The sequence below is a fragment of the Oceanibium sediminis genome (assembly GCF_003265325.1).
Lineage (GTDB): Bacteria > Pseudomonadota > Alphaproteobacteria > Rhodobacterales > Rhodobacteraceae > Halovulum > Halovulum sediminis.
This window is the reverse complement of record NZ_QGNX01000004.1, coordinates 116390-133002: the sequence shown is the minus strand read 5'-3', so window position 1 is coordinate 133002 and position 16613 is coordinate 116390. Positions and strand designations below refer to the sequence as shown.

The window sequence follows — 16613 nt, the reverse complement described above, 5'->3', positions numbered from 1 at the left end:
TCGCTATGGAACTTAAGGTCTCTCTTGAGGTACATCAATCGCGGCCCAAAGAGAAAGCCTTCGTCGATGTCGCCTGCCGGTGAGCAGAAATTATCCGTTACCCTTTCGCGCCCTATCGTGCTCGTCGGACTGATGGGCGCAGGGAAAACCAGTGTCGGCAGGCGTTTGGCCGCATTCCTGGACGTTCCTTTCCGTGATTCAGATCACGAGATCGAGGCTGCCGCCGGCATGGAGGTGCGCGAGATCTTCGAGCGTTTCGGCGAGGCCTACTTCCGTGACGGCGAAGCGCGCGTCATTTCGCGCCTGCTGGGCGAGGCGCCGGGCGTGCTGGCCACCGGTGGCGGCGCCTTCATGGCCGCGCCGGTGCGCAAGGATATCGCCGCGCATGGTGTCTCGGTCTGGCTTGACGCCGCGCTTGAAACGCTCTGGTCGCGGGTGAAGGATCGCAACACGCGCCCGCTGTTGCAGCAGGCGGACCCGAAAGGCGTCCTGGCAAAACTGCTCGAGGAACGCACACCCACCTATGCGCAGGCGCAGGTCCGGGTGCCCTCGGATCCGGGAATCAGCCATGACGCGATGGTGCGGCGGATTCTCGCCGCGGTACGGGCACATGACCTGGCGCATCCCGAATTGCCGCCGGTCCTGGTGAAAGGTGCGCATGATGACTGATACGCAGAACGGGGAAATCGGGATCGAGGAAGTCCGCGTCGAGTTGCCGGGCCGCGCCTATCCGATCCGCATCGGGGCGGGGCTGCTCGCCCGATTCGGGGCCGAAGTTGCACCCTACCTGAATCGCCAGCGGCTGTTCGTCGTGACCGACCGCACCGTCGCCGGGCTGCACCTGGATACGTTGCGCAACGCCTGCGCCGCGGAAGGCATCTCGGTCGAGGCGCTGGCGCTGCCGCCGGGCGAGGCGACGAAATCCTGGGCCGAGCTTCAGCACGTGGTCGAATGGCTGCTTGAGATGCGCGCGGAGCGTGACGACATCGTGGTCGCCCTCGGCGGTGGGGTGATCGGCGATCTGACGGGATTCGCCGCCGCGATCATGCGCCGGGGCATCGGTTTCGTGCAGGTCCCCACGACGCTGCTGGCGCAGGTGGACAGTTCTGTCGGCGGCAAGACGGCGATCAACTCGCCGCTGGGCAAGAACCTGGTCGGCGCTTTCTACCAGCCGAAGCTGGTGGTGGCGGATACCGGCATCCTCGACACGCTGCCAAGGCGCGATTTCCTTGCCGGTTATGGCGAGGTGATGAAGACCGGGCTTCTGGGTGATGCCGACTTCTTCGCCTGGCTCGAAGCCAACGGCCCCGCCCTGCGCGACGGGGACGCCGCCGCGCGCCGCCATGCGGTGCGCCGCTCGTGCGAGATGAAGGCGGCGATCGTCACCCGCGATGAGACCGAGCAGGGGGACCGCGCGCTGCTGAACCTCGGGCATACGTTCTGCCACGCGCTCGAGGCGGCGACCGGCTATTCCGACCGCCTGCTGCATGGCGAGGGGGTGGCCATCGGCTGCGGCCTGGCTTTCGAGGTTTCCCAGCGGCTCGGGCTATGCCCGCAGGAAGATCCGGGCCGCGTCTTCGCGCATATGGCGGCCATGGGGCTCAAGGCGAAGCTCAGCGACATTGCCGGCGCCTTGCCCGGACCCGATGCGCTGATCGACCTGATGCGCCAGGACAAGAAGGTGCGCGACGGCGCGATCACCTTCATCCTTGCGCGCGGGATCGGCGAGGCGTTCGTTGCCCGCGACGTGGATCTTGCCCCCGTGCGCGCGGTGCTAGTCGACGCGCTCGCCACGCAGGAAAACGCCTGAGGCGAGCGCGACCCCGGCGGAGACGACGAGGATACCGCCCGCCTTGATCCAGCCGATCGGCTCCCCCAGCACCGCCCAACCGCCGAGCGCGGCCAGTACCGGTACCATTGCCGCGAAAGCCGACGTGCGCGAAGGGCCAAGGTGGCGGATCGCGTAAAAGAAGGTGTAGGTGGCAACGAACCCTGACAAAACGCCCTGGAACAGAACCTGAATTGCAAGGGTTTCCAAGGGGATGCCCGAGAAGTCTACGCCATTCACAAGGGCGATGCCCGCGAAGGCCAGCGCCGACCAGAAGCACAGAACCGCGCTGGCATGGGCCGCGCCAAGCCCGCTGATGCGGAAGGTCACGGTGTAGAACGCCCAGGAGATGCTGGCGGCGGTGAACAGCAGATGCCCGCGCCAGACACCCGGTTCCGCGGTGCCCAGCGCGCTCCACCCGCCGACGGACAGCGCCCCGACAACGATCAGCACGAAGCCGATCTTGCGCCCGGGCGAGAAACGCTCCGCCAGGAACAGAGACGAGAGGATGGCGACGTAGAGCGGCAGCATCGAGGGGGTGAAGACCCCGCTGTCGGCCACCGGCGCGATCTTCAGCCCCAGCCCGAGGCAGACCAGGAAGCCGACGCCGCCGAACAGGGGCAGTGCGATCAGTTGCCAAAGCGGAATCGCCGGGATCACGCCGTGGCGCAGCGCCACCGGCAGGAACAGCAGCGCCCCGACGCCGTAGCGGATCAGCCCGACCTCCGTCACGCCAAGGCGTGTGGTCACGGCGGCGCGCGTCACCACGAGGAAGGACGCCCAGATCAGGATTGTCGCCACCAGCGCCAGGATGGCGCGCCAGTGAACGCTCAGGCGCTGCAACTTGCCCCGCCCAGAACGCAGAACTTGGCGCAATGCGGGTGGTTGAGGGCAACGGGGCGGTCCGCCTCGGCCAGGGTTTCGCCCATCTCGAACGTCGCGTCATAGGCGAGCAGCGTGCAGGACAGCACCACCGGGCGCTCGGCCCCCTTGCGTTTGACCACCATGCGGGAGGAGGCGCACATCACCTCATCCGGGCGCTTGCCGAGGATGCGCCAGCAATCGGTTGTAATCTCGGGCACTTCGGCCTGTTCGTCCATTTCCGGGAAAAGAACTGTTTGAACAGGGTTTTGCGCGTCGATCTTGAAGTTGTTTGCGGCGTAAAGCGCGGCGTATCCGGCGCGCGCGTCGCCCTCGCTTTCGCCCCACATGGTGCGCCCGGCAACAGTCATGCGAATGCCCCGGTCGCGCAGCCAGCGCATCCCGGCGAGCGAGATCTCGAACGCGCCCACGCCCCGCTCCTCGTCGTGGAACGCCGCGGTGTGATGGTCGAGCGAGATGCGCAGCGTCAACTTGCCCGCATGGCGCGCGTTCAGGTCGGCCAACCCGGCCTTGATCCGTTTGCGTTGCATCGGGCGCATCGCGTTGGTCAGCACCAGGACGTCGAAACCGCGGGACAGGCTGGCCTCCAGCATGTCCAGGATGTCGGGGTTCATGAAGGGCTCGCCGCCGGTGAAGCCGATCTCCGTCACGGGCCAGGCACCGGTTGCGATCTCGTCGAGGTAGCGCGTCACCTCATCGGTCGTGATGTAGGCCAGGCGGTCATTCTCGGGCGAGCTTTCGATGTAGCAGTTGTGGCAGGCGATATTGCACAGGGTGCCGGTGTTGATCCAAAGCGTCTCCAGCCGGGACAGGGGGACGCTGGCGCGCGCTTCGCCTTTTGCGGTCAGGTCGGGATGCTCGAATTTGCCCAGGATCCTGCTGGGCGCCTTGGGGGCCGTCAGATCGTTCATATGCCTAGGATCGCCTTTCAACTGCTTTTGCGGGACAATTGGCAGGGTGCGCGCGCGGGTCAAGGCGCGATTGGGGTGCCGTGCGAACAATGTCGTGACCCAGCGGGGCCCGTGCAGCGTTCTGGACAGGGCCGTCGGGGGCGATTAAATTCGCCCCCGACGCCGGGCAGTCGGTCGCGACAAGAGGACACAAGATGCGCAAGAGCGCCCGGGTTGCCAGGGAAATCAGCTATGCGAGTTCCGCCCGCTCCCGAGCGGGCCGCGGTGTCATCCGCTCGATCGAGAACCTGACCGGGCGGATGAAGCTCATCCGCATGGCCGAGGGCTACGAGCACGAAGTCCGCGCCGGCCGCGACTTCTGGGACGTGATGGTGGAGCGCTACGCCCTGACGCTGGACCTGCTGGCCGGAAGCCTGGACAACCTGCCGAAAGACGGGCCGCTGGTGGTCGTGGCGAACCACCCCTACGGTATTCTCGACGGGCTGGTGCTGGGCCATGTCCTGCGCCGCGCGCGGGGCGATTTCCGGATCCTCGCCAACAGCGTCTTTCGCAAGGCTGAGGACCTGAACAGGGTCATCCTGCCCGTGAACTTCGACGAAACCCGGGAAGCGCAGCGCCAGAACCTCGAAACCCGCAGGACAGCGCTGCAATACCTGGGCGACGGCGGGTGCATCGGCGTCTTTCCCGGGGGCACCGTGTCCACCGCGCCAAGGCCGTTCGGACGCCCGATGGACCCGAGCTGGCGGCGCTTCACCGCCCGGCTGATCGCCAAGTCCGGGGCCGAGGTGGTGCCGGTGTACTTCGACGGCCACAACAGCCGCCTGTTCCAGATCGCCAGTCACCTGCATTCCACCCTGCGCCTCGCGCTGCTGATCAGCGAGTTCAAGGTGCGGGTGGGCGCGCATGTCCCGGTGGTCATCGGAGAGCCTCTGCCGCGCGACATGCTGGCCCTGCATGGGCGTGACCCGGCCGCGATGATGGACTACCTGCGCCAGCAGACCTATTCGCTCAGCCCGCGTTCCTTGGGCGACATGGGCTACGGCTTCGACTTCGACGAAGGCCGCTAGTCCCGTGCCGATCGGGGTTTTCGACAGTGGTCTTGGCGGGCTGACGGTGCTGCATACCTTGCAGCGCCGCTTTCCGGGACAGGCGTTCACCTATCTCGGGGATCACGCCCATGCGCCTTATGGGGTGCGCCCCGCGCAACAGATCGTGGACCTGTCCATGGCCGGGGTGGGGACGCTGTTTCACGCGGGGTGCGAGCTGGTCGTGATGGCCTGCAACACCGCCTCGGCCGTCGCGCTCAGGTCGATGCAGGAATACTGGGTGCCGCCCGATCGCCGTGTGCTCGGCGTGCTGGTCCCGATGATCGAGGCGATCGCCGGGCGTCCCTGGGCGGACAAGGGCGCGCCGACGCCCGTGGGCCCCCTGGGCGTGCATTTCTACGCAACCCCGGCAACCGTGCAAAGCGGCGCCTTCGGGCGGGAGCTTTCCTTGCGCGCCAGCGGCATCACGCTGGTCGAAACGCCCTGTCCGGGCCTTGTCGACGCGCTGGAGGCGGGGGAAAGCGCCGCCGCCCGCGCCTTGGTTCATGACTGTACCGGCGTCGCGCTGGCGCGCATGCCCGCGCCCGACGCGGTGGTCCTTGGCTGCACCCACTACCCGCTGGCGCGCGACGCCTTCGTTGCGGCGCTGCCCAAGGGAACGCGCCTGCTCGACCAGGGCCGGACCGTGGCCGAGGCGCTCAGCGCCTATCTGTCGCGCCATCCCCGCTTTGCAGAACCGGGCGGCACCACTTATCTGACAACAGGGGACAGCGGCGCGGTATCGGCGGCGGCGCGCAAACTGACCGGGCGCGACCATGCCTTTCGCAGCGTCGAATTGCGCTTGTTTCCCTGATCGGGTATGGCCCGCTCAGACAGCAATATCGGGGGGATACCCCCGCCAAGGGGTGAATGACCATGAACGGCAAGGCACGGATCGCGATTCTGGGGGCAAGCGGCTACACCGGGGCCGAGCTTGTCCGACTGATCCTCAGCCACCCCAACATGCGCATCACCGCCCTGACGGCGGACCGCAAGGCGGGGCAGACCATGGCCTCGGTGTTTCCGCACCTGCGCGGGTTCGACCTGCCCGAACTGTGCCGGATCGAGGACGTGAACCCCGACGAGGTGGACCTCTATTTCTGCGCGCTGCCGCATGCCACCTCGCAGGAGGTGATCTCGGCCCTGCCGCGCGACAAGAAGGTGGTCGACCTGTCCGCCGATTTCCGGCTGCGTGACCCTAAGGTTTACGCCGAGTGGTACGGACGGGAGCATTCTGCCTTGGATCTGCAGGAGGAGGCCGTCTACGGGCTGACCGAATTCTATCGCGACGCCATCGCCAACGCCCGGCTTGTCGCTTGTACAGGCTGCAACGCGGCCACCGGTAATTTCGCGGTTCTGCCCCTGCTGAAGGCGGGCGTAATCGACCCTGACGAGATCATCATCAACCTTGCCACCGGCGTGTCCGGGGCAGGGCGCTCGCCCAAGGAAGGCACGCTGCATGCCGAGGTGTCCGAGGGATACCACGCCTACAACGTCGCCAAGCACCGCCATATCGCCGAGTTCGAGCAGGAAATGTCCCTTGCCGCCGGGCGGGCCGTGACCCCCACCTTCGTGCCGCACCTGCTGCCGCAGAACCGGGGCATACTGGCGACCGTCTACGTGCGGGGCGAGGCGGAGCAGATCCACAACGCCCTGGCGGAGGCATACGCGGACGAGCCCTTCCTGACCGTGCTGCCCCTGGGCGAAGCCCCGGCGACGCGCCATGTGCGGGGCTCGAACTTCGTGCACCTCGGCGTCGTGGCAGATCGGCGTCCGGGGCGGGCGATTGTCTTTTCGACGCTCGACAACCTGACCAAGGGCTCTTCCGGGCAGGCGGTGCAGAACGCCAACCTGATGCTGGGCTTCCCTGAAACCATGGGGCTGATGATGGCCCCGCTGTTCCCCTGAGGGCGCCATGGCCGGACTGAAGAAGAAACGACGCAAGCAGATGGTCGCCGCCGGCGCCGTGCTGCTGGCAATCGCGACCGGCCTTGTCATCTTTGCCGGGCGCGACGCCTTCGAATTCTTCCGCTCGCCCAGCGACATCGCGCTGGACCCGCCGCGCCAGGGCGAGGTGTTCCGCCTGGGCGGCCTCGTGAAGGCCGACAGTTGGCAAAGGGGTGAGACGCATTCCTTCATCGTCACCGACACCAACGCGGATTTCCCGGTACGCTACAAGGGCATCCTGCCGGACCTGTTCCGCGAAGGGCAGGGCACCGTCGTGACCGGACGGATCGAGGACGGCGTCTTCGTTGCGACCGAGGTCCTGGCCAAGCATGACGAGACCTACATGCCCAAGGAAGTGATCGACGCGCTGAAGGAGCAGGGCGTCTACCAGGAAAGCGGCTCCTGAGGAGGCCGTTCACCGATTTTTCTGCGATTAACCAAACCTTAGCCGAGATCTGTCAGACTCCTCGCTGATTTCCAGACATTTTTCAGCAGGAGGAATGGCCGATGCTCAGCGTCGATGCCATCGCGCAGGCTATTGTTGCGCGCGAAGGGGGCTGTGTGAACGACCCCGACGATCCCGGGGGGGCGACCAATCACGGCGTGACGATCCACACGCTGCGCCGCCTCGGGCTTGATCTCGACGGGGATGGCGACATCGATGCCGAGGATGTGCGCCGCATCAGCGCGGCCCGCGCGGTGGAGATCTTCAAGTCCCACTACTACGCCAGGCCGGGCATCGACCGGCTGCCCGAACGCCTGCAACCAAGCGTGTTCGACATGTATGTCAACGCCGGGGCCAACGCGATCCGTATCCTCCAGAAGCTTCTGGCCGAATTCGGAGAGCCCGTTGCCGTCGACGGTGTTCTCGGCCCCAGGACCGCCGCCGCGGCGGCGCTGGCCTGGCGCAAGGCGCCGGACCATTTGGCCGACGCCTACGGGATCGCGCGGCGCAACTACTACTACGCGCTGGCGGATCGCCGCCCCGCGTCGCGCAAATACGCCCGCCGCCGGGATGGCGGCAAGGGCGGCTGGATCGCGCGCGCGGAGGAGTTCATTTCTGCGCGCTTCCACCTGAGCGAGGCACAGCATCGCGCGCGGGTGGCGGCATGGGGCTGATCGCGCGCCTTCTGGGCCTTGCCCCCGCCGTGACCGGCGTGGCCGAGGTCTTCGTGGAAAACCGCACCAAGCGCGCGGCGCAGGATCACGCCGAGCAACTGGCCGCGCTGGGGCAATTCGGCGCCGAATACGCCGCCCCGCGCGGTGGCTGGTTCGACGGGCTCGTCAACGGGCTGAACCGCCTGCCGCGCCCGGCCATGGCGCTGGGGTCGCTGGCGCTGTTCGCCTTCGCCATGGTGGACCCGGTCTCCTTCGGGATCCGCATGCAGGGGCTTGCGCTGGTGCCCGAGCCGCTGTGGTGGCTGCTCGGGGCGGTCGTCTCGTTCTATTTCGGGGCGCGGGAGTTGCATCACTTTCGCGGCCCCCGCGCCAGTGTACCCCCGGAGGAGGTGGCGGACACCATGCGCCGGATCGAGACGTTGCGCGGCATCCCCCGGCTAGGCGGGGACCATGCTGAAGGGGACGCCCCGGATGCCCCCGCGATAGGGTCTTCCGCCCCCGCCGGCGCGAATGCCGCCATTGCGGACTGGCGGGCGCGGGGCGGCGTCGCGCCCTGAGGGGCGGTGTGCGGTCAGACTTCCGTGAACCGCGACAATCAAGTCTTTGAACCTTGCCGCCCGTCGCACTATCGTTGCGCGCAAAGGTAGGTGACATGACTGCAGAACTTGGCCATCTGGCCGTAATCCTCGCCCTGATGGTGGCAATCGTCCAGACCGCTGTGCCCTTGATCGGGGCGCAGCGGGGCTGGTCCAACTGGATGGCCGTCGCCGCGCCCGCGTCCATCGTGCAGGCGGTGCTGATCTGCGTGGCCTTCGGGGCGCTGATGTGGGCTTTCGTGACCTCGGACTTCTCGGTCTGGCTGGTGGCGACGAACTCCCACTCGGCGAAACCGATGCTCTACAAGATCTCGGGAACCTGGGGGAATCACGAGGGCTCTTTGCTGCTCTGGATCCTGATCCTGGCCCTGTTCGGCGCGGCGGTGGCGCTGTGGGGCAAGGGATTGCCGCTGCGGCTGAAATCCCTGGTCCTGTCGGTGCAGGGCAGCATCGGCGTGGCGTTCCTGCTGTTCCTGGTGCTGACGTCCAACCCCTTCACCCGGATCGAGACGCCGCCCTTCGACGGCAACGACCTGAACCCGCTGCTTCAGGACCCCGGCCTCGCCTTTCATCCGCCGTTCCTCTACTTGGGCTACGTCGGGCTATCGATGGCGTTTTCCTTCGCCATCGCCGCGCTGATCGAGGGCAAGGTCGATCCGGCCTGGGCGCGCTGGGTGCGCCCCTGGACGCTGGCGGCCTGGGTGTTTTTGACCATCGGCATCGGCCTCGGTTCCTGGTGGGCCTATTACGAGCTTGGCTGGGGCGGCTGGTGGTTCTGGGACCCGGTGGAAAACGCCAGTTTCATGCCCTGGCTGATCTCCATCGCGCTGCTGCATTCGGCCATCGTAGTGGAAAAACGCAACACGCTGAAAAGCTGGACGATCCTGCTGGCGATCCTCGGGTTTTCGTTCTCGCTCATCGGCACGTTCATCGTGCGCTCGGGGGTCATCACCTCGGTCCATGCCTTTGCGAACGACCCGACGCGGGGGATCTTCATCCTGCTGATCCTGGGCGTGTTCATCGGCGGGGCGCTGACGCTTTACGCGGCGCGCTCGCACGCGCTGCGCTCGGACTCGGTCTTTGCGCTGGCCAGCCGGGAAAGCGGGCTGGTGCTGAACAACCTGCTGCTCGTCGTCTCGACGCTGGTGGTGTTCGTCGGCACGCTCTGGCCGCTGATCGCCGAGATGGTCACCGGCGCGAAGGTTAGTGTCGGGCCGCCGTTCTTCAACGTGACGTTCACCCCCTTCATGGTGGCGCTGGCCATGGTGCTGCCCATTGGCGCGATGCTGCCATGGAAACGCGCGCAACTGGGGCGGGCGATGCAGCCGCTCTGGGGGGCCATGGCGCTCAGCGTCGCCTTCGGGGCTTTCGTGTGGTCGGTGATGACCGGGGGCAGCATCGTCGCGGCCATCGGTGGTGTGCTCGGGGCCTGGATCATCTTCGGCACGGTCGCGGACCTGGCGCATCGGGTCAAGCTGGGCAAGGCCGGCGGCGGCGAGTCGCTTCGGCGCCTGTCCCGGCTGCCGCGGGCGGACTGGGGCAAGGCCATCGCCCACGCTGGGCTTGGCGTGCTGTTCGTGGCCATCGCCGCGCTGGAAAGCGGCACGGTCGAGGATATCCGCGTGGTGCAGCCCGGCTCTTCCTACCAGTTCGAGGGCTACGACATCCGCCTCGATGCGGTGACGCAGGTGGCCGGACCGAACTACACCGCCGACCGCGCCCAGCTGACCCTGACGCGTGCCGGGGAAACCCGCGCCGTGCTGATGCCTGAGAAGCGCTTCTACCCGGTGCAGAGGTTCCCGACGACAGAAGCCGGGATCGATCGGGGCTGGACGCGGGACCTGTACCTGGTGATCGGGGACCGCCAGCCCGATGGCGGTTGGGTCGTGCGCAGCTTCCGCAAGCCCATGGCGAACTGGATCTGGGCCGGGTGCATCATCATGGCGATCGGCGGGTTGTTCAGCCTGAGCGACCGGCGCTTCCGCCTTGCCGCCGGGGCGCGCAAGGCGCGGCGCGGTGCGACACAGGTTCCTGCGGAATGATCCGGGCCCTGGTCGTCCTGGTGACGCTGGTCACGCTGGCGCTGCCCGCGCTTGCGGTGCAGCCCGACGAGGTGCTCGACGATCCGGTGCTCGAACAGCGGGCGCGGGATCTCAGCAAGGAAATCCGCTGCCTCGTCTGCCGCAATGAAAGCATCGACGAATCCAACGCCCAGCTGGCGAAGGATCTGCGCATCCTGGTGCGTGATCGTCTGGTGGAAGGCGACAGCAACGCCGAAGTCCTCGACTATCTGGTTGCACGATATGGGGAATACGTCCTGCTGCGCCCGCGCTTTACTGCTGGGAATGCCGCGCTGTGGCTCGCTGCGCCGGTGCTCCTGCTGTTCGGCGGGCTGACCGCGGCGCTGTTCCTGCGCCGCCGCAGCCGCCCGGCTGAGCCGGCGGGTCTGAGCGCGGCGGAGCAGAAGCGCCTGCGCGAGGTTCTGGACGACGACCGGATCGCCTGACCCGACGTTTTGCCTTTCGCCCCGCCGCGCGCGGCGATACCGTCCCGCGCAAGGACAAATGCGGAAGGACGACCATGGCCTATGACACCATCCTCTACAGCCTCGCCGAGGGGGTCGCGACGATCACCCTGAATCGCCCCGAGGTGATGAACGGGCTGAACGCGCAGATGCGGCTGGACCTGCTCCACGCCCTGACCCGGGCCGGGGGCGAGGCGCGCGTGGTGGTGCTGACCGGGGCGGGCCGGGCCTTCTGCTCGGGGCAGGACCTCGGCGATCGTGAGCGGGCCTCCGACCTCGACCTCGAGCGGGTGCTGCGCGAGGAATACGAGCCGCTGCTGAAGGCTATCTACGACTGCCCGGTGCCCACGATCAGCGCCGTCAACGGCGCGGCGGCGGGGGCGGGGGCGAACCTCGCGCTGGCGGCGGACGTGGTGATTGCCAGCCGGTCGGCCTATTTCATACAGGCCTTCGCGCGGATCGGCCTGATTCCCGACGCGGGCGGCACCTATTGGCTGCCGCGCCAGATGGGCGTGGCCAAGGCCATGGGTGCGGCGCTGTTCGCGGAGCGGATCAGCGCACGGCAGGCCGATGACTGGGGCATGATCTGGGAATCCGTCGCGGACGAGGATTTCGCCGCCACGGTCGACGCGCGCGCCGCGCACCTGGCCGACGGGCCGACCGCCGCCTACTTCAGGATCAAGCAGGCGATCCGCCAGACCTATCAGAACACCTTGGACGAACAGCTCGACGTCGAGGCGCGCCTGCAGGGCGAGGCGGGCAAGACCCGCGACTTCAAGGAAGGGGTGATGGCCTTCCTCGAAAAACGCGCGCCCCGCTATGAGGGCCGCTGAACCCCTGCGCGCGGCGGCAGGGGCGTTCGTGCGGGAATTCTGGTGGTTCGGGCTGAAACAGGCCTGGGCCTGCCTGTTCGGCGGGCTGATGCTGGCGCTGATCCTGGCGACGCACTACGTCTATCCCGAGGACGCGGCGCTGACGCGCTACGACTTCCTGTTTCTCTCGGCCCTCGCGATCCAGGCGCTGCTGCTGACACTGAAGCTCGAAACCTGGGAGGAGGCGCGGGTCATCTTCCTGTTCCACGTCGTCGGCACGGCGATGGAGCTGTTCAAGACCTACGCGGGCAGCTGGATCTACCCCGAGGAGGCGTTCTTCCGCATCGCCGGGGTGCCGCTGTTCTCGGGGTTCATGTATTCGGCGGTGGGCAGCTACCTTGCGCGGGTGTGGCGGATCTTCGACTTCCGCTTCACCGGGTATCCGCCGGTCTGGGCCACCTCCGGGCTTGCGGTGGCGGCCTATGTGAACTTCTTCAGCCATCATTACATCTTTGATTTTCGATATGTCCTGATCGCGGGCACGCTTCTGCTCTATGGGCCGACGATGGTCTATTACCGCCCGAAGCGCATGCGCCTGGCCATGCCGCTGCCCATCGGCTTCGGGCTAGTGGCGCTGTTCATCTGGTTCGCCGAGAATATCGGCACCTTCGCCGGGGCCTGGATGTACCCCGAGCAGGTGAACGGCTGGGCGGTGGTCAGCGCATCGAAACTCGGGTCCTGGTACCTGCTGATGATCCTCAGCTTCGTCATGGTCACATGGGTCCAGCGCCCCCGCGCCGAATCCGTGCCCTTGACCAGCGCGCGCGTAGCGCAAGGATAGGCCCATGACCTGTCCCTGGCCCCTCACCACGTTTCCGCTGCCCCATGACCAAGCCCTGGGGCAGGAAGCGGCGGCGCGTTTCACCGGCATGGGCACGGCGTTCGAATCCCTCGTCGCCGGGGCGGCGGGCAGCGCGCCCCATCTCAACCGCCTCATCACGCGGGAGGCGGACTGGCTGGCTGGCGTCGCGACCAAGCCCCTCGAGGAGGGGCGAGAGGACGCGCTGACCTTCGTTCCCGATACCGGGATCAGCAGCGCGCTGCGCCAGGCCAAGCGGCGGGTGGCGCTGCTGAGCGCGCTGGCCGACCTGGGCGGCGCCTGGGACCTGGACCAGGTCACGGGGATCCTGTCGGACCTTGCGGACCGGGCACTGCAGGCCGCGCTCAGCCACCTGGTGGGCGAGGCGCAGGCCGCCGGGCGGCTGCCCCCGACCGAGGCGGCGAACGGCGGTCTGTTCATCATCGCCATGGGGAAGCTCGGCGCGCGAGAGCTGAACTACTCCTCGGACATCGACCTGATCGTGCTGTTCGACGAAAGCCTCTACCCGGCCGAGGATTATCCCGACGTCCGCAAGCAGTTCATCCGCATCACCCAAGGACTGGTGAAGCTGATGGCGGCGGAAACCGGCGAGGGCTACGTCTTTCGCACCGACCTGCGCCTGCGCCCCGACCCGTCCTCCACCCCGGTCTGCATCGGGATGGGCGCGGCCGAACGCTACTACGAGGCGCAGGGCCGCACCTGGGAGCGGGCCGCCTTCATCCGCGCGCGCATCGTGGCGGGGGATCACGCGGCAGGGGAAAGATTCCTCGAAACACTTCAGCCCTTCATCTGGCGGCGGCACCTCGACTTCGCGGCGATCGAGGACGCGCACGACATGCGCCGCCGCATCCGCGACCACAAGGGGCTGGGCGGGCCGTTCCGCCTGCCGGGGCACAACGTGAAACTCGGGCGCGGCGGCATCCGCGAGATCGAGTTCTTCATCCAGACCAAGCAGCTGATCTGCGGCGGGCGCGACCGCTCGCTCAGGGTGGCGCGCACCTTGCCCGCGCTCGAGGCGCTGGTGCAGGCGGACTGGGTGCCGCGCGACGCGGCCGACGTCCTGGGCCCCGCCTATGTCGCGCATCGCACGCTGGAACATCATATCCAGATGCTGGAAGATGCGCAGACCCACAGATACCCCACCTCGGACGAGGGGCGCGCGCGGATCGCCGCCCTTGCCGGGGCGCCCGACCGTGCCGCTTACGAATCCGAGCAGGCGGCGCGCTTTGGAACCGTGCATGAGCTGACCGAAAGTTTCTTCGCCCCCGATGACGCGGACCGCACGGGCCAGAACGTATGGGCGGACCTGCCCGACCCCGAAGCCGCCATCGCGATTGCCGAGGGCTGGGCGCGGCTGCCCGCGCTTAAGACGCCGCGCGGGCAGGCGCTGTTCGGGCGGCTCGCGCCGAAAGTGGCGGACCGCCTCAGCGGGGCCGCCGACCCGAACCACGCGCTGACCCAGTTCGACCGTTTCGTGCGCGCGCTGCCAGCCGGTGTGCAGGTCTTCTCGCTGTTCGAGGCGAACCCGCAGCTTCTGGATCTTCTGATCGACGTCTGCGCGACGGCGCCGCGGCTGGCGGAATACCTCGGGCGCAACGCCGCCGTTTTCGACGCGGTCCTGGCGCCGGGCTTCTTTGAGCCCTTGCCCGGAGCAGAGGTGCTCGGCGAAGAGCTGGCCAGGCGGCTGGAGCGCTCTGACGATTACGAGACCTGCCTCGACCTGACGCGGATCTGGGCGCGCGAACAGGGCTTCCGCATCGGGGTGCAGCTGCTGCGCGGCATCGCCGCACCGCGTGAGGCGGGGCAGGGCTATGCCGCGGTGGCCGATGCGGTGCTGAGCGCGCTGCTGCCGAAGGTCACCCGCGATCACGCCCGCCGCTTCGGCCCGCCGCCCGGCGCGGGCCTGGCGGTTCTGGGCATGGGCAAGCTCGGCTCGGCCGAGATGACCGCCCGCTCGGACCTGGACCTGATCGTGGTCTATGACGCCCCGCGCGACGCCATGTCCGAAGGGCGCAAATCCCTCGCCGCGCCCGCCTATTACGCGCGCCTTACGCAAGCGCTGGTCGCGGCGCTGACCGTCGCGACGGCGGAAGGCTCGCTTTACGAGGTGGACATGCGCCTGCGCCCCTCGGGGCGGCAGGGGCCGGTGGCGACCAGCCTGACCGCCTTCGCCGAGTACCAGAAGACCGAGGCGTGGACCTGGGAACACCTTGCCCTGTCCCGCGCACGGGTGGTCACGGGCGATGAGCCGGTATGCGAAGCACTTGAAAAGGCGGTGCGCGACGCCCTCGTCACGCCGCGCGACCGGGACAAGGTGCTGCAGGACGTGGCCCAGATGCGCGCCCGCATCGCCGCCGCCAAGCCCGACGCGGTGAAGGACCCGTGGGAGGTGAAGGAAGGCCCGGGCCGGATGCTGGATATCGAGCTGTGGCTGCAAACCGGCAAGATCCTGCACCCCGAGGTGACCGCCGTCGCCCCGGTCGAGATGATCGCCCCCTTGCAGGATGCCGGCTGGCTGAGCGCCGAGGAGGCGCGGGTGCTCGAGCAGGGGTTGAACCGCCTGACCGCCGTGCAGCAGATCGCCCGCCTGACCGTCAGCGGCCCCCTCGACCCCGAGGCCGCCGGCCTTGGCCTGCAGCGCCTGCTGCTGGGCGCGACCGGGGCCCCGGACCTGCAGACGCTGGCCGCGGAGCTTGCCGACGGGGCCGCCGCCGCTTCGGAGATCATCTCCGCCCGGCTGGTACAGGTGGCATGAGCGGGCTGCCCATCGTCTATCACACTGACTACGTGGCGCCGCTGAAGCCCGGGCACCGCTTTCCCATGTCAAAATACGGATACCTGCGCGAGGCCCTGATCGCGCGCCGGCTGCTGCCGGAGGCCGGGGGATACATCGCCCCCGCGCCCGCGGGGTTCGCGCAGATCGCCTCGGTTCACGCGCCCGATTACGTCGACCGGGTGTTCACCCAGTCCCTGCACCCCGAGGAGGTGCGCGTGCTCGGCCTGCCCGGAAGTGCTGCCGTGGCGCGCCGCGCACGGCTGTCGGTCGCGGGTACCACGCTGGCCGCCCGCCTTGCGCTGGAACATGGCGTCGCCTGCAACGCGGCGGGGGGCTCGCACCATGCGGGGCCAACGGGCGGGGCGGGCTACTGCGTGTTCAACGATGTCGCCGTCGCCGCGCGCACGCTTCTGGACGAGGGGCAGGTCGCGCGGGTGCTGATCGTGGACCTCGACGTGCACCAGGGCGACGGCACGGCGCGGATCTTCGCCGATGACAGCGCCGTCTATACACTCTCGGTGCACGGCGCGCGGAACTACCCGGTGCGCAAGGCGCGCTCGGATCACGACGTCGGCCTGCCGGACGGCACCGCCGACGCGGCCTACCTGGCGGCGGTGCGCGGCGCGCTGGACGAGGCGCTTGTGCGCCATGCGCCCGATATCGTGTTCTACAACGCCGGCGTGGACCCGTTTGAGGGCGACCGCCTTGGCCGCCTTGCGCTGACCCATGAGGGGATCGCGGCGCGCGACCGGCTGGTGTTCGCCCGCCTCAGGGCGCGCGGCCTGCCCGTGGTGGGCGTCCTGGGGGGCGGGTATGACGACGACATCGCCAGCCTCGCCGCGCGCCACGCCCTGCTGTTCGAGGCCGCCGCGGCAGGGGCCGGGATGTAATAGACCCCTTGCCAGCATGGCCGCATGAGGGGTAACAGCACCCCCGAGACAACACCAGGAGCAAGAGCCTATGAAGGGCGATCACGAGGGCGATCCGACGGGCCTGATCTACGAGGCGTACCGGATCGAGGGCATCACCGGCCCGGATTGCCGGACCATCTTCTTCGACTGGGCGATGGGGGTTCCCGCCGGGCGTGACCAGAGGGCGCTGGTGGAAAGCCTGATCGCGCATTACGCGCCAGATCACCCCGACCACCCCATGACCGAGGTGTTGCGCGAGGGGCTGGAAACCCCGCCGCCGCGTCGCAGGGGCGCGCGCCGCACCCGGACGGACTGACGACCGGGGCAAGGGCGCGCTTTCCC

General features: G+C 68.1%; 17 protein-coding genes. 15 read left to right on the top strand and 2 right to left on the bottom strand.

Going from position 1 to position 16613, the window contains the following annotated elements; genetic code table 11:
- Positions 1-66: 66 nt before the first annotated feature.
- Together DJ029_RS11795 and aroB are read left to right on the top strand one after the other, a co-directional pair.
- The gene (locus DJ029_RS11795; RefSeq protein WP_112322676.1) at positions 67-669 is read left to right on the top strand and encodes a shikimate kinase; all 603 of its coding nucleotides are present in this window, start codon (positions 67-69) and stop codon (positions 667-669) included.
- Positions 662-1810 carry a 3-dehydroquinate synthase gene (gene aroB, locus DJ029_RS11790; protein WP_370445237.1) on the top strand — a complete coding sequence of 383 codons (1149 nt, stop codon included), beginning with the start codon at positions 662-664 and terminating at the stop codon, positions 1808-1810. Before DJ029_RS11795 ends, aroB begins: the two co-directional genes overlap by 8 nt.
- Here aroB and DJ029_RS11785 read toward each other — a convergent pair.
- Together DJ029_RS11785 and DJ029_RS11780 are read right to left on the bottom strand one after the other, a co-directional pair.
- Complete coding sequence (locus tag DJ029_RS11785) at positions 1775-2671, bottom strand: DMT family transporter (RefSeq protein ID WP_198671133.1); 897 nt, start codon at positions 2669-2671, stop codon at positions 1775-1777. The two genes, aroB and DJ029_RS11785, sit on opposite strands and share 36 nt — an antisense overlap.
- Complete coding sequence (locus tag DJ029_RS11780) at positions 2659-3621, bottom strand: radical SAM protein (RefSeq protein ID WP_112322674.1); 963 nt, start codon at positions 3619-3621, stop codon at positions 2659-2661. The genes DJ029_RS11785 and DJ029_RS11780 overlap by 13 nt, the downstream gene beginning before the upstream one ends.
- A 194-nt stretch (positions 3622-3815) precedes the next feature.
- Between DJ029_RS11780 and DJ029_RS11775 the strand changes: the two genes are divergently transcribed.
- From DJ029_RS11775 to DJ029_RS11715, 13 genes are all read left to right on the top strand, one after another.
- The gene (locus DJ029_RS11775; protein WP_112322673.1) at positions 3816-4688 is read left to right on the top strand and encodes a lysophospholipid acyltransferase family protein; all 873 of its coding nucleotides are present in this window, start codon (positions 3816-3818) and stop codon (positions 4686-4688) included.
- Positions 4689-4692: 4 nt separating this feature from the next.
- Complete coding sequence (locus tag DJ029_RS11770) at positions 4693-5520, top strand: glutamate racemase (RefSeq protein ID WP_112322672.1); 828 nt, start codon at positions 4693-4695, stop codon at positions 5518-5520.
- A 56-nt stretch (positions 5521-5576) separates the two neighbouring features.
- Positions 5577-6614 (top strand): N-acetyl-gamma-glutamyl-phosphate reductase, encoded by a 1038-nt coding sequence (gene argC, locus DJ029_RS11765; RefSeq protein ID WP_112322671.1) that lies wholly within the window; start codon positions 5577-5579, stop codon positions 6612-6614.
- A 7-nt stretch (positions 6615-6621) separates the two neighbouring features.
- Complete coding sequence (gene ccmE, locus DJ029_RS11760; RefSeq protein WP_112322670.1) at positions 6622-7059, top strand: cytochrome c maturation protein CcmE; 438 nt, start codon at positions 6622-6624, stop codon at positions 7057-7059.
- A gap of 101 nt (positions 7060-7160) precedes the next feature.
- The gene (locus tag DJ029_RS11755) at positions 7161-7772 is read left to right on the top strand and encodes a holin-associated N-acetylmuramidase (RefSeq protein ID WP_112322669.1); all 612 of its coding nucleotides are present in this window, start codon (positions 7161-7163) and stop codon (positions 7770-7772) included.
- Positions 7763-8329: a holin family protein gene (locus DJ029_RS11750; RefSeq protein WP_112322668.1), complete on the top strand. Its 567-nt coding sequence runs from the start codon at positions 7763-7765 to the stop codon at positions 8327-8329. The genes DJ029_RS11755 and DJ029_RS11750 overlap by 10 nt, the downstream gene beginning before the upstream one ends.
- A 95-nt stretch (positions 8330-8424) precedes the next feature.
- Positions 8425-10410 carry a heme lyase CcmF/NrfE family subunit gene (locus tag DJ029_RS11745; protein WP_112322667.1) on the top strand — a complete coding sequence of 662 codons (1986 nt, stop codon included), beginning with the start codon at positions 8425-8427 and terminating at the stop codon, positions 10408-10410.
- Positions 10407-10874, top strand: a complete 468-nt coding sequence (locus DJ029_RS11740) for a cytochrome c-type biogenesis protein (protein ID WP_112322666.1) — start codon at positions 10407-10409, stop codon at positions 10872-10874. Before DJ029_RS11745 ends, DJ029_RS11740 begins: the two co-directional genes overlap by 4 nt.
- 74 nt (positions 10875-10948) lie before the next feature.
- On the top strand, positions 10949-11725 hold the full coding sequence (locus DJ029_RS11735) for an enoyl-CoA hydratase-related protein (protein ID WP_112322665.1): 777 nt from the start codon (positions 10949-10951) through the stop codon (positions 11723-11725).
- Complete coding sequence (locus tag DJ029_RS11730; protein WP_112322664.1) at positions 11712-12545, top strand: DUF817 domain-containing protein; 834 nt, start codon at positions 11712-11714, stop codon at positions 12543-12545. The genes DJ029_RS11735 and DJ029_RS11730 overlap by 14 nt, the downstream gene beginning before the upstream one ends.
- A 4-nt stretch (positions 12546-12549) precedes the next feature.
- Entirely contained in the window at positions 12550-15339 is a 2790-nt protein-coding gene (locus tag DJ029_RS11725) for a bifunctional [glutamine synthetase] adenylyltransferase/[glutamine synthetase]-adenylyl-L-tyrosine phosphorylase (protein ID WP_112322663.1), read from the top strand.
- Positions 15336-16250, top strand: a complete 915-nt coding sequence (locus DJ029_RS11720; RefSeq protein ID WP_112322662.1) for a histone deacetylase family protein — start codon at positions 15336-15338, stop codon at positions 16248-16250. Before DJ029_RS11725 ends, DJ029_RS11720 begins: the two co-directional genes overlap by 4 nt.
- A 70-nt stretch (positions 16251-16320) precedes the next feature.
- Entirely contained in the window at positions 16321-16587 is a 267-nt protein-coding gene (locus tag DJ029_RS11715; RefSeq protein ID WP_112322661.1) for a hypothetical protein, read from the top strand.
- The last annotated feature ends 26 nt before the right edge of the window (positions 16588-16613 follow it).

Bases quoted from the DNA above. Each gene is read 5' to 3' on its own strand.
- DJ029_RS11775 (WP_112322673.1), top strand. From the start codon at position 3,816: ATGCGCAAGAGCGCCCGGGTTGCCAGGGAAATCAGCTATGCGAGTTCC.
- DJ029_RS11730 (WP_112322664.1), top strand. From the start codon at position 11,712: ATGAGGGCCGCTGAACCCCTGCGCGCGGCGGCAGGGGCGTTCGTGCGG.
- DJ029_RS11795 (WP_112322676.1), top strand. From the start codon at position 67: ATGTCGCCTGCCGGTGAGCAGAAATTATCCGTTACCCTTTCGCGCCCT.
- DJ029_RS11740 (WP_112322666.1), top strand. From the start codon at position 10,407: ATGATCCGGGCCCTGGTCGTCCTGGTGACGCTGGTCACGCTGGCGCTG.
- DJ029_RS11750 (WP_112322668.1), top strand. From the start codon at position 7,763: ATGGGGCTGATCGCGCGCCTTCTGGGCCTTGCCCCCGCCGTGACCGGC.
- DJ029_RS11725 (WP_112322663.1), top strand. From the start codon at position 12,550: ATGACCTGTCCCTGGCCCCTCACCACGTTTCCGCTGCCCCATGACCAA.
- DJ029_RS11780 (WP_112322674.1), bottom strand. From the start codon at position 3,621: ATGAACGATCTGACGGCCCCCAAGGCGCCCAGCAGGATCCTGGGCAAA.
- DJ029_RS11745 (WP_112322667.1), top strand. From the start codon at position 8,425: ATGACTGCAGAACTTGGCCATCTGGCCGTAATCCTCGCCCTGATGGTG.
- argC (WP_112322671.1), top strand. From the start codon at position 5,577: ATGACCATGAACGGCAAGGCACGGATCGCGATTCTGGGGGCAAGCGGC.
- ccmE (WP_112322670.1), top strand. From the start codon at position 6,622: ATGGCCGGACTGAAGAAGAAACGACGCAAGCAGATGGTCGCCGCCGGC.
- aroB (WP_370445237.1), top strand. From the start codon at position 662: ATGACTGATACGCAGAACGGGGAAATCGGGATCGAGGAAGTCCGCGTC.
- DJ029_RS11735 (WP_112322665.1), top strand. From the start codon at position 10,949: ATGGCCTATGACACCATCCTCTACAGCCTCGCCGAGGGGGTCGCGACG.
- DJ029_RS11715 (WP_112322661.1), top strand. From the start codon at position 16,321: ATGAAGGGCGATCACGAGGGCGATCCGACGGGCCTGATCTACGAGGCG.
- DJ029_RS11720 (WP_112322662.1), top strand. From the start codon at position 15,336: ATGAGCGGGCTGCCCATCGTCTATCACACTGACTACGTGGCGCCGCTG.
- DJ029_RS11755 (WP_112322669.1), top strand. From the start codon at position 7,161: ATGCTCAGCGTCGATGCCATCGCGCAGGCTATTGTTGCGCGCGAAGGG.